Genomic DNA, 12,438 nt, shown 5'->3' with positions numbered 1-12,438 from the left:
GTGGACCGGTCAAGGTACCGTACGGGTGGCCTCGCTGCTCCGTACGGGTGATTTCCGGGCGGTGCGGCGGAGAGCGGCCGTCAGAGCGCGCCCTTGCGCGTGAGGTGGTTGAAGGCGAACCACCCGGGCAGCACCGGCAGCCAGAGCGTCATCGTGCGGTACAGCAGCACGGCGGGCGCGGCGACCTCCTTGGGCAAACCCACCAGCAGCAGACCGCCCACGAGCGCGCCTTCGACGGCGCCCACACCGCCCGGAGTCGGCGCGGCCGACCCGAGGGCGTTGCCCGCGAGGAACACCACGGCGATGGTCGCGTAGCTGAGCGGCTGGCTGCCGCCGCCGAAGGCCCGGATCGACGCGTCCAGGCACAGCACGAACACACCGGTCAGCATCAGCATCCCGCCGATGCCCGTGAGCAGTTTCACCGGCCGCTGGAGCACGTCGAGCATGCGCGGCACCACCCCGGCGAACAGCGACCGCAGCCGGGTGGCGACGAACTTCCGCAGGAACGGGATCGCCGTCACGACCAGCACCAGCACGGCGACCGTCAGCAGGCCCGCGATCACGGTCCTCGACGGTGTGAACGTCGTCGTCCGCTCCGTCCCGGTCAGGTAGCCGAAGGCCAGCAGGAGCAGGATGTGCGCGCCGAGACCGAACAGCTGCGACGCGCCCACGCTCGCCACCGCCAGCCCCGGCCGTACCCCCGAGCGCTGCAGGAAGCGCGTGTTGAGCGCGACGCCGCCGACCGCGGCCGGGGCCACGATCTTGACGAACGACCCGGCGACCTGCGCGAGCACGGTCCGCCCGAACCCGACCCGCTCGGGGACGAAGCCCAGCAGGCTCATCGCAGCCGCCACATAGCTCAGCGCCGAGAACCCGAGGGCCGCGGCGACCCAGCCCCAGTGCGCCTTGTCGAAGACCGTGCCGAAGTCGATCCCCGTGATCTGCGACAGCAAGAAGTACGCGGCGACGGCGCCGGCGATGAAGCTGACGAGCGTACGGGGCCTGATCCGCTCCAGCCGGACCGGCTCGACGGGCGCCTGCGGGCGGATCAGCAGCACCTGGCGGCGGATCTGCGAGAGCAGGTCCTCCTCGCGGGCCTCCTCCATCGCCTCGTCCAGGGCCCGCTTGTCGGCCAGCTTCTCCGCGCGCTCGACCTTGCGGGCCGCCTTGCGGTCCTCGGCCGCCGCGTCCGGCGTACGGGCCTTCCTGGCCGCCGCCGACGCCTCCAGCACCGCCTCGCGCTCGCGCTGGGCCCGGTCGCGCGCCTGCTGGCGCAGCGTGGCACGGGTGGAGCGGGTGAGCGCGAGCGGCTGGAGCAGCGGCAGACAGTCGGCGACCTTGTCGGGGCCGAGCACCTCCACGGCCGCGGCGACCGCCCGCTCCGCACCCACCCGCAGACCGAGCGTGGTCAGCATCTGGGCGATGTCCATGCGCAGGACCACGTCGCCGGCCGCGATCTCGCCGCCGCGCAGGTCCGTGACGACGACCCGGCCCGCCTGGTCCACCAGGATCGCGTCCCCGGCGAGCCTGCGGTGGGCGATGCGCCGGGACTGGAGCGCCTTCACCTGACGCCAGGTGCCGAGGACCACCTCGTCGGTGATCTCCTTGTCCTCCAGCGCGTCGAGCACCTGCCCGCCCTGGTGCTCGTAGACGAGCATCACGGCGTCGGGGCCCAGCTCGGAGGTGGCGATGAGCTTGGGCGCGTTGGCCCCCGCCGCGATCGCCGCGTAGGCCAGCAGGGCCTCCTGTTCCAGGGCCTGGCGCAGCGACTGGATGGAGCGGCGCGTGGTGATCGAGCGCAGCGTCAGGCGACGCCACACCCGGTAGAAGAAGCCGTGTGCCTGCTGCTCGCGGTCGACGACGGTCACGTCGAGCGGTGGACCGTCCTCCAGCGAGACCAGATACCGCCGGCCCCGGTCCTGATCGGCGTTCTCCGGGGTGTCGTCGGCGCGCATCGCGGACACCGGGTGGAAGCCGACGTGGCGCAGACCGGCGAGCAGGTTCTGGCCGGTGGGACGGACGTTGGGGGAGCCGACCGCGTAGAGGGTGCCGTACGCGACGGTCCAGCCGAGGAGGACGGTCAGGATGATCGAGAAGGGTGTGGTGTACCCGGCGACCAGCATGGCGAACGCGTCCAGCAGCAGGACGACCCACAGCACCACGCGCCAGCGCGGCCTGCGGGCCATACCGACGGCCGTCATGTACGCGATGACGGGCGCGAGGTAGCCGTGCACCGGGTCCGTCAGTCCGTTCGCCTGCGGCTGGGTCAGCGCGTCCTGGAGGCTGCCGGGGGCGCTGCGCGAGACCCACAGGTCGGTGGCGAGCGTCACGCCGTGGGCCAGGACCGCGGCGAGCACGCCGTCCGCGATCCGCAGGCCGTCCCGTTTGACCAGGCGTTCGATGGCGAAGGCGACCGGGACGAGCAGCACGGCGATGCTCGACACCAGGCCCGCAAGCTTGACCAGCAGGTCCGGGGCCTGGCCGGTGCCCTTGCTGATGTCCGACTCGAGCCCGGTGGTGGTGCCCTGGGCGAACGCGGCGACGGCCAGGACCACGGCGATCACCAGGATGCCGACGAGCAGCCGCATCAGGTCCGAGGGGCGGTGGACCCGGGCGGCGAGCAGCGGCTCGTCACCGAAGACGCGGTCGGCGCGGTTCATGTCGGCACGCGCCGGGCCGTGGGGACCGCCGGCCTCCGCGTCTGCGGGGTCCTCGTCCGAGGGTGGGGTGGCGCCGGCGCGCGTGTGTGGAGGCGGGGTGGCTCCGGCTCCTGTGCGCGGAGGCGGGGTGGCGCCGGAGTCGGCGGGCGCGGCGGCGTCGGCGCCGGCCGGGGCGTTCGCGGGCGTGGCGGAGCCGGCGCCGGCCGTCGGTTCCCGGTCCGCCGCGGGCTGAGCGGCGTCCCGGCCGGTCGGCGGAACAGGCAATTGCGGATGCGGCTCGCGCTCAGGGCCGCCTGCCGCCTTCGAAGGCTGCACGCCCTGCTCCTTCACCGTCTCGGTCTCTTCTTGATCTCGTATCACCAGTCACCGCCCGCACGATGGTGGCACGACCGGACGACAGAGGGGGGCATCAGGGTGTATCGCGGGGGCGTCGGGCGCGCGAGATGCTCCTCTTTGCCGTCCGTGCACCGGTTCACACCCTCTCCGGCTCGTTGTCGGTGGCATACGGCAGGATGGGTCGGATGGACGACCGGACGGACGAGTTGCCCCAGTACCCCGCCTACGCGGAGCGGGTGCTGGAGGTCGCCGAGCTGATCCCGCCGGGCCGCGTGATGACGTACGGGGACGTCGCGGAGTGGCTCGGCGAGGGCGGACCCCGCCAGGTCGGCCGTGTGATGGCGCTCTACGGCGGCCCCGTGCCGTGGTGGCGCGTCGTCCGGGCCGACGGGGTCCTGCTGCCCGGCCACGAGCTGCGTGCACTCGACCACTATCGCGCGGAGGGCACTCCGCTGCGGGACGCGTCGCGCGTCGCGGAACGACATCTGCCGCGCCTCGACATGAAGCGGGCGCGGTGGGACGGCGTGGAGCAGCGCGACGCAGGCCCGGGCGGCGCCGTCCCGGGAGATGTGCCTCACAGCGGAGGGGCTCACAACGGGGCTCACATAGGACAGCTTCCGCCAAACGGCGGCGCTGCGGGGGGTCCCGCGACCGTACGGGGTACGTGACGCGACCGCTGCCCGCGCGTCCCCGCAGGGCGTAGCGTCCCTTGCGCGCGGCACGCGCCGCACTCTCCTCATCAGCACACCCCCCCAGGACCGGCGATCCACGTGAGTTCCTCCTCCACAACCGGGCGTACGGCGTACCCGCACCAGGTACGCCGGAGGTCCCCGGGCGCGTACCGACTGGTGCGCACCCCGCCGGTCCCCGTGGAGCCCCCTCACCTGGACGCGGCGCAGCGCGCCGTGGTTGACCACGGCCACGGGCCGCTGCTGGTCCTGGCGGGACCGGGCACCGGAAAGACGACCACTCTGGTGGAGGCCGTCGCCGCCCGGATCGCCCGGGGCGCGGACCCGGCGCGCATCCTCGTGCTCACCTTCAGCCGCAAGGCCGCGGTCGAACTGCGCGACCGCATGGCGCTGCGCCTGGGAGGCGCGCACGGGCCGCAGGCGACCACGTTCCACTCCTTCTGCTACGCCCTCGTACGGGCCCACCAGGACGCCGACCTGTTCTCGGAGCCGTTGCGTCTGCTGTCCGGACCCGAGCAGGACGTCGCCGTACGGGAACTGCTCGCAGGCCAGATCGACCTGGAACGCCACGGTATGGCCGGCGTGCGCTGGCCCGACGAGCTGCGGGCCTGCCTCACCACGCGCGGCTTCGCCGACGAGGTGCGGGCGGTGCTGGCACGCAGCCGTGAGCTCGGACTCGGCCCGGACGCCCTGGCGCGCTTCGCGGCCCGTACCGGCCGCCCCGACTGGGGGGCGGCGGCGGCCTTCCTGGCCGAGTACCTGGACGTGCTCGACATGCAGGGCGTACTCGACTACGCGGAGCTGGTCCACCGCGCGGTGCTGCTGGCGGAGAACGTGCTGTCGCCGGGGGGCCTCCCGTACGACGCGGTGTTCGTGGACGAGTACCAGGACACGGACCCGGCACAGGTGCGGCTGCTGCGGGCGCTGGCGGGCGGGGGCCGCACGCTGGTCGCCTTCGGCGACCCGGACCAGTCCATCTACGCCTTCCGGGGCGCCGATGTGAACGGCATCCTCGACTTCCCCGACGCCTTCCGGCACGCGGAGGGCAGGCCGTCGGACGTCGCCGTGCTGACGACGTCCCGGCGCAGCGGGGCCGCGCTGCTGGAGGCGACGCGCCTGCTGACCCGCCGTATGCCCCTGACCAGGCTCCCGGCCGACAAGGTCCGGGCGCACCGGGAGCTGGCGGCGGTCCGGGAGGGCGGCCGGGTGGAGGCGTACACCTACCCGACGGCGTCCACGGAGCTCGACAACATCGCGGACATCCTGCGCCGGGCCCATCTCGAGGACGGGGTGCCCTGGCACGAGATGGCGGTCCTGGTCCGCGCGGGCGGCCGCACGATCCCGTCCCTGCGGCGCGCACTCACGTCGGCGGGTGTCCCCCTGGAGGTCGACGGCGACGACATCCCGCTGCGCCACGAACCGGCGGTGGCCCCGCTCCTGACAGCGCTCCGAGTGGCGGCGACGGCGGCGGCCCGCGCCCCGGTCGCGGGCCTGGAGGGGCCGGACGGCTCCGGGGGCGTGCCGGCCCCGCGCGAGGACACGCCACGCGCTGGGACGGATGCGGACGTGGTGGTGGACAGCTCCGGGGACCCGAAGCCGGAGCCCGTACGGGCAGCGGACCCTCCTGCCCCCGCCGACGACGTTCCGCACGCGGAGGGCGCGGACGGCGGGCCCGAGGACACCCGCGTCGAGGAGCCCGTAGACGGCGGTAACAGCCCCCGTGCCGAGGGGCTCGCCGACGGCGGCGTGCCGCGCGGCGAGGAGGCCGCCGACGTTCCGCACGCGGAGGGCGCGGGCGACGGGCCCGAGGGCAGCCGCGCCGCAGGTGCCGAGTCCCCGGCGGGTGACGGCCCCCGCGCCGAGGGGCCCGCGGTCGGCGGCGTGCCGCGCGGCGAGGAGGCCGACGACGTTCCGCACGCGGAGGGCGGGATCCGTGACGTGCAGGGGCCGCTCGACACCGAGACCGCGCTCAGCCTGCTCACCTCGCCCCTCGGCGGCATGGACTCCGCCGACCTCCGGCGCCTCGGCCGGGCCCTGCGCGACGAGGAGCGGGCCGGGGGCAACCGCCTGCCGCCGCCCTCCGACCAGCTCATCACCCGCGCGCTCGCCGAGCCCGAGCGCCTCGTCGCGCACGACCCCGCCTACGCCCGCGGCGCCCAGCGGCTCGGTGCCCTGCTGCGCAAGACGCGGGAGCTGCTCGAAGGCGGCGGCACCGCCGAAGAGGCGCTGTGGCTGCTGTGGGACGGCACCTCCTGGCCGCAGCGCCTGGAGCGCGCGGCCTTCCGCGGCGGCGCGGCCGGCCGCAACGCCGACCGCGACCTCGACGCCGTCTGCGCCCTCTTCGAGACCGCCGCACGCGCCGAGGAACGCACCGGCGGCCGCGGCGCCCTCAACTTCATCGAGGAGCTCGACGCCCAGGACATCGCCGCCGACACTCTCACGCGCAGACGGGTCCGCCCCGACGCCGTACGGCTGATGACCGCGCACCGTGCCAAGGGACTCGAGTGGAGTCTCGTCGTCGTCGCGGGCGTGCAGGAGGGCCTGTGGCCGGACCTGCGCCGCCGCGGGTCCCTGCTGGAGGCCGACCGCATCGGACGCGACGGCCTCGCCGAGCCCCTCACCCCCGGCGCCCTCCTCGCCGAGGAACGCCGCCTCTTCTACGTCGCCGCCACTCGCGCCCGCGACCGGCTCGTCGTCACCGCCGTCAAGGCCCCCGCCGACGACGGCGACCAGCCCTCCCGCTTCCTCACCGAACTCGGCACCGAGCCGCGCGACGTCACCGGCCGGCCCCGGCGCCCCCTCGCTGTCGCCCCGCTCGTCGCCGAGCTGCGGGCCACCACCGTGGACCCGGACGCCTCCCCGGAGCTGCGGGACGCCGCCGCCCGCCGTCTCGCCCGGCTCGCGGCGCTCACCGACGACGAGGGCCAGCCCCTGGTGCCGTCGGCGCACCCGTACCGCTGGTGGGGCATGTACGACCCCACGCACAGCGCCGCACCGCTGCGCGACCGGGACCGGCCCGTCGCCCTTTCGGGCAGCGCGCTGGACCAGCTCGCCAACACGTGCGCCCTCCAGTGGTTCCTGGGACGCGAGGTCAAGGCGGCCGCCCCGGCCACCGCGGCCCAGGGCTTCGGCAACGTCGTGCACGTCCTCGCCGACGAGGTCGCGTCCGGCCGCAGCCCCGCCGACCTCGCCGTCCTCATGGAACGGCTCGACTCCGTCTGGGACGCCCTCGTCTTCGACGCCCCGTGGAAGTCGAAGCAGGAGAAGGAGCACGCGCGCGTGGCGCTCGAACGCTTCCTGCGCTGGCACGTCATGGACCGCGGCGGACGGACCCCGGCGGCGACCGAGCACGACTTCGACGTGACCCTGGAGGCGGGGGAGTACGAGGTGCGCATTCGCGGCTCCATGGACCGTGTCGAACAGGACGCCCAGGGCCGTGCCTACGTCGTGGACTTCAAGACCGGCAAGCAGTCGCCCACCCGGGACGAGGTCGCCCGGCATCCCCAGCTCGCCGTGTACCAGCTGGCCGTCCGCGAGGGCGCCGTCGACGAGGTCTTCGACGGCACGCGGCCCGAGCCCGGCGGCGCCGAACTCGTCCAGCTGCGCCAGCCCGCAGCCAAGAAGGAGGGCGGCGACGCACTGCCCAAGGTGCAGGCCCAGGAGGCGCTTTCGGGGGAGTGGGTCGGCGAGCTGCTGGCCAACGCCGCCGGCCGGGTGCTGGACGAGCGTTTCACGCCGTCGACCGGCCAGCACTGCACGCACTGCACGTTCCGCGCCTCGTGCAGCGCTCAGCCGGAGGGCCGCCAAATAGTGGAATGATCGGTGTTTTGTCGGGCTTTGATCCCTTTGCCTGCATCCAATGAAGGTCCATGGCAGCCGGTAGTGGCTGCGGCAGGCGGATCTTCGAGGAGCGACACATGGCGGCCACGAGAAAGTCCCTGACCACGGCGATCGTGTGCGTGAGCGCGATCGCCGCACTGGCGGGCTGTTCCCAGGACGGCGGCATCAAGGCCAAGAGCGCGGCGGGCCAGGGCCAGGTGCCCGCGACCACGACGAGCGGTGCGACGGGTGACCCCCTGGAGGGCCTGAGTGCCGAGCAGGTCGCCGAAAAGGCGGTGGAGACGACGAGGGCGGCCTCGTCACTGCGCATGAAGGGCGAGATCGAGCCCGAGGGAGAACGGGTGTCGGTCGACCTCACGATGGACGCGAAGAACAACTGCACGGGTCGACTGGGCGTCAAGAACGGCAGCGCTGACCTCCGCAGGCTCGGCGAGGTGCTGTACATCAAGGGCGACGAGACGTTCTGGCGCGCCTCGTTGAGCAGCCGCGCCACCGCCGTGCCGGACGGCGGCAACACCGACACCGTGATCGAGCTGATGAAGAACCGCTGGATCAAGATGTCGACGAGCGCCGTCGCGGACGTGCGGGGCGTGTGCGACCTCGACGAGATGCTCGCCGGGCTGGACGAGGAAAAGGCCAAGCGTGCGCGCCTGACACGCGGTGAGGACACCGAGATCGACGGTGTACCCGTGGCGGTCCTCCTGAAGAAGAAGGGCCGGGAGACGACGACCGCCTACGTGGCGAGGGAGGGCAAGCCGTACCTCCTGAAGGTCGTCAGGTCGGACAGCGGCGAACCGGGCACGGTGACGTTCTCGGACTACGACAAGCCCGTGAAGGTCACGGCGCCGCCCGCGGACGAGGTCGTGGACCTGGAGAATTTCGGCGGCGGCACACAGTTCGGCACGGGGACGGGGACGGGCACCGGCGCGGATGTCGAGTCGGCGGGACCGGGCGCGGCGGGTGCCGAAGCCGGTGGGGGAGCGGATCCGGACACCGGCACCGACACCGACACGGGAGCCGACGCCGACGGGACCGACGCCGGCGAAGGCGGCGATGCGACCACGCCCTGACCCCGGCCTCCCGTCCCGGCCCGTGGCGGCCACCGCTGTCAGTGGTCCCCATTAGCCTCTCTGAGGTGACCGCACGCATCACCGATCCCGAGCAGCTCAAGGAGCTCCTCGGCATTCCCTTCACCCCGGAGCAGACGGCCTGCATCACCGCGCCGCCCGCCCCGCAGGTCATCGTGGCCGGTGCCGGCTCGGGGAAGACGACGGTGATGGCGGCGCGTGTGGTGTGGCTGGTCGGCACCGGCCAGGTCGCCCCCGAGCAGGTCCTCGGTCTGACGTTCACCAACAAGGCGGCGGGCGAGCTCGCCGAGCGCGTCCGGACGGCGCTCGTGCGGGCGGGCGTGACGGACCCGGACGCGATCGACCCCGACAACCCTCCGGGCGAGCCCCGCATCTCGACGTACCACGCCTTCGCCGGACAGCTGCTGACCGACCACGGCCTGCGCATAGGACTCGAACCGTCGGCGCGGCTCCTCGCCGACGCCACGCGCTACCAGCTCGCCGCCCGGGTGCTGCGCGAGGCACCCGGACCGTATCCGGCGCTCACCCGGTCCTTCCCCTCGCTCGTGAGCGACGTCCTAGCGCTCGACGCCGAGCTGGCCGAGCATCTGGTGCGCCCCGAGCAGCTCGCGGCGTACGACACCGAGCTGCTGGGCATCCTGGAGACCACGAAGCTGAGCAACGCCGACCTCCGCAAGGTCCCCGAGGCGGCAGCGGCACGCCGCGAGCTGCTCGATCTGACCGTTCGTTACCGGGCGGCCAAGCGCGAGCGCGACCTGCTCGACTTCGGCGACCAGATCGCGCTCTCCGCCGAGCTGGCACTGACCAGACCCGAGGTCGGCACGATCCTGCGGGACGAGTTCCGGGTCGTCCTGCTCGACGAGTACCAGGACACGTCGGTGGCCCAGCGGCTGCTGCTGTCCGGTCTCTTCGGGCAGGGCACGGGGCACGCCGTCACCGCGGTCGGCGACCCGTGCCAGGCGATCTACGGCTGGCGCGGCGCGTCCGTGGCCAACCTGGACGACTTCCCGCGCCACTTCCCGTTCCCCGACGGCAGCCCCGCCGCCCGCTACGCGCTCAGCGAGAACCGCCGCAGCGGCGGCCGGCTGCTGCACCTGGCCAACGGCCTCGCGGCTCCGCTGCGCGCGATGCACGAAGGCGTGGAGGCGCTGCGGCCCGCGCCGGGCGCCGAGCGGGACGGCATCGTCCGCTGCGCCCTGCTGTCCACGCACGCCGAGGAGATCGACTGGCTCGCCGACTCGATCGCCCACCTGGTGCGCACCGGCAAGGAGCCCGGCGAGATCGCGGTCCTGTGCCGTACGGCCGCCGACTTCCCCGAGATCCAGGCGGCACTGGTCGCGCGTGACGTCCCCGTCGAGGTGGTGGGCCTGTCCGGGCTGCTGCACCTGCCGGAGGTCGCCGACCTGGTGGCCGTGTGCGAGGTCCTTCAGGACCCGGGTGCCAACGCCTCGCTCGTACGCCTCCTCACCGGCCCGCGCTGGCGGATCGGGCCGCGCGACCTGGCGCTGCTGGGCCGGCGTGCGCGGCTGCTCGTGCACCGGACCGGCGCCGACGACGACCCCGACCAGCGCCTCGAGGCGGCCGTCGAGGGCACCGACCCGGCCGAGGTCGTCTCGCTGGCCGACGCGCTGGACACCTTCCTGGAGCCGGGCGGCGGGGAGGACGACAGCCTGCCGTTCTCGGCCGACGCGCGGGTGCGGTTCGCCCGTCTCGCCACCGAGCTGCGCGAGCTGCGGCGGTCGCTGGCCGACCCGCTGATGGACGTCCTGCACCGGGTGCTGACCGCCACCGGACTCGAGGTCGAGCTGTCCGCCTCCCCGCACGCCCTCGCCGCCCGCCGGCGCGAGACCCTCGCCAACTTCATGGACGTCGCCGCCGGTTTCGCGGCGCTGGACGGCGAGGCGACGCTGCTGGCGTTCCTCGGCTTCCTGCGGACCGCCGCGCAGTACGAGAAGGGCCTGGACAACGCCCTGCCCGGCGGCGAGAACACCGTCAAGGTGCTGACGGCCCACAAGTCGAAGGGCCTCGAATGGGACGTCGTCGCCCTTCCGGGCCTGGTCGCCAAGCACTTCCCGAACGACCAGGCGCGCGAGTCCTGGACCTCCCAGGCCAAGGTGCTCCCGCATGCGCTGCGGGGTGACGCGGACACGCTCCCGGACGTGCGCTCGTGGGACGCGCGGGGCCTGAAGGCGTTCAAGGAGTCGATGAAGGACCACCAGTACACGGAGGAACTGCGCCTGGCGTACGTGACGTTCACCCGGCCCCGCAGTCTCCTCCTCGGCTCGGCGCACTGGTGGGGGCCCAGCCAGAAGCGCCGCCGGGGGCCTTCGGCGTTCCTCCAGGCGCTGTACGACCACTGCGCGCAGGGCCACGGCGAGATCGAGGTCTGGGCGGAGGAGCCCGAGGAGGACGCGGAGAACCCGGCGCTGCGGGCGGGGGACGCGGACCACGCCTGGCCGCTGCCACTCGACCCGGCGTCCCTGTCCCGCCGGCGCGAGGCGGCGGAGACCGTGCTGACCTACATGGCGTCCCTGGCGACGGCACCGCCCACGCCTGCCGCCGACCCGGCCGGTGCCGACGAGCCCGACGACTGGGACTGGCCCGAGGAGCCCCCGGCCGACGAGGAGGAGCCGCCCTACGCCGACCTGGACGTCCCCCCGCTCGTCCCCCACCAACAGGACCGATCCCCCGAGCGCCCCCCTGCCGCCGGTCCGGCCCATGCCGACCCCACCCGTGTCGAGCCGACGCAACCGCTGCCCACCCCGCCCACGGGCCCCGGGCCCGCGGCACCGGCCCCTGCGGCGCCGGGGCGTGCCGAGCCCACAGCGCCGATCACCGCGCCGCCTACGGCCGACGAGCTCACCCCACCACTCACCACCGCGCCCGCGCAGGAAGAGGTCGGCGGGCAGGCCACAGCGCCGGCCTCGCGCCGCGAGGCCGGCGGAGCGGGCGGCGTCATACCTTCGCGCCGCGAAGCGGGCGCGGCCCGGGGCGTGGGGGCCCCGGGCCCCGCGTTCGACGAGCGGTCGGGCCGGGGGACCGGGGGCCTGCCCCCCGTTGAGGGAAGCGGAGGGGCGGGGGACCTCACGCCCGAGGACGCCCGCACCATCGCCTCGTGGGACCGCGACCTCCACGCGCTCACCGGCGAACTCCGCCGCACCCGCGCCGCCACCCGTGACGTCCTGCTGCCGCGGTCCCTGTCCGCCTCGCAGCTGCTGCGGCTCGCCGCCGACCCCGACGGCTTCGCCCGCGACCTCGCGCGGCCCATGCCCCGGCCGCCGCAGCCCGCCGCGCGGCGCGGCACCCGGTTCCACGCCTGGGTGGAGTCGCGGTTCGAGGAACTGCCGCTGCCCATGCTCGACCCCGACGACCTCCCCGGGGCCCCGGGCGCCCCGGGAGCCGCCGCCGACGGGCACGACATCGCCGACGAGCAGGACCTCGCCGCGCTCAAGGACGCGTTCGACCGCACCGAGTACGCCCGCCGCACCCCGTACCGCGTCGAGGCGTCGTTCCAGATCACCCTCGCGGGCCGCGTCGTACGGGGCCGTATCGACGCGGTGTACCGCACCGGGGAGCACACCTACGAGATCGTCGACTGGAAGACGGCCCGCGACGGCACCGCCGACCCCCTCCAGCTCGCGGTCTACCGCCTCGCCTGGGCCGAGCAGCAGGGCGTCCCGCCGGACGCCGTGGCCGCCGCGTTCGTCTTCGTCCGCAGCGGAGAAGTCGTCCGGCCTGGAGCGCTCCCCGACCGCGCCGGGCTGGAGCGCATCCTGCTGGGTGGGACGGCCGACGAGTCGGAGCCGGTGGCCCGTTAGGCTCAGG

5 protein-coding genes are annotated in these 12,438 nt (G+C 74.3%); 4 read left to right on the top strand and 1 reads right to left on the bottom strand.

The window, feature by feature from the left end; all coding sequences use genetic code 11:
- Positions 1-80: 80 nt before the first annotated feature.
- Entirely contained in the window at positions 81-2,975 is a 2,895-nt protein-coding gene (locus ACLB9X_RS16525; RefSeq protein ID WP_410361108.1) for a lysylphosphatidylglycerol synthase domain-containing protein, read from the bottom strand.
- Positions 2,976-3,181: 206 nt separating this feature from the next.
- Here ACLB9X_RS16525 and ACLB9X_RS16520 point away from each other — a divergent pair, with 206 nt between their 5' ends.
- The 4 genes from ACLB9X_RS16520 (at position 3,182) to ACLB9X_RS16505 (ending at position 12,431) form a co-directional block, all read left to right on the top strand.
- Positions 3,182-3,664: an MGMT family protein gene (locus tag ACLB9X_RS16520; protein WP_410361107.1), complete on the top strand. Its 483-nt coding sequence runs from the start codon at positions 3,182-3,184 to the stop codon at positions 3,662-3,664.
- A gap of 102 nt (positions 3,665-3,766) precedes the next feature.
- Complete coding sequence (locus ACLB9X_RS16515; RefSeq protein WP_410361106.1) at positions 3,767-7,504, top strand: UvrD-helicase domain-containing protein; 3,738 nt, start codon at positions 3,767-3,769, stop codon at positions 7,502-7,504.
- A gap of 98 nt (positions 7,505-7,602) precedes the next feature.
- Positions 7,603-8,595 (top strand): hypothetical protein, encoded by a 993-nt coding sequence (locus tag ACLB9X_RS16510; RefSeq protein WP_410361105.1) that lies wholly within the window; start codon positions 7,603-7,605, stop codon positions 8,593-8,595.
- A 65-nt stretch (positions 8,596-8,660) separates the two neighbouring features.
- Positions 8,661-12,431: an ATP-dependent helicase gene (locus ACLB9X_RS16505; RefSeq protein WP_410361104.1), complete on the top strand. Its 3,771-nt coding sequence runs from the start codon at positions 8,661-8,663 to the stop codon at positions 12,429-12,431.
- Positions 12,432-12,438 lie beyond the last annotated feature (7 nt).

Origin of the sequence: Streptomyces sp. 5K101 (genome assembly GCF_046506645.1) — a bacterium.
Taxonomy (GTDB): Bacteria; Actinomycetota; Actinomycetes; order Streptomycetales; family Streptomycetaceae; genus Streptomyces.
Note: the sequence above shows the minus strand (reverse complement) of the source record. Positions and strands in the feature narration are given on the sequence as shown.

Coding starts and splice junctions, on each gene's coding strand:
- ACLB9X_RS16510 (WP_410361105.1), top strand. CDS start 7,603: ATGGCGGCCACGAGAAAGTCCCTGACCACGGCGATCGTGTGCGTGAGC.
- ACLB9X_RS16520 (WP_410361107.1), top strand. CDS start 3,182: ATGGACGACCGGACGGACGAGTTGCCCCAGTACCCCGCCTACGCGGAG.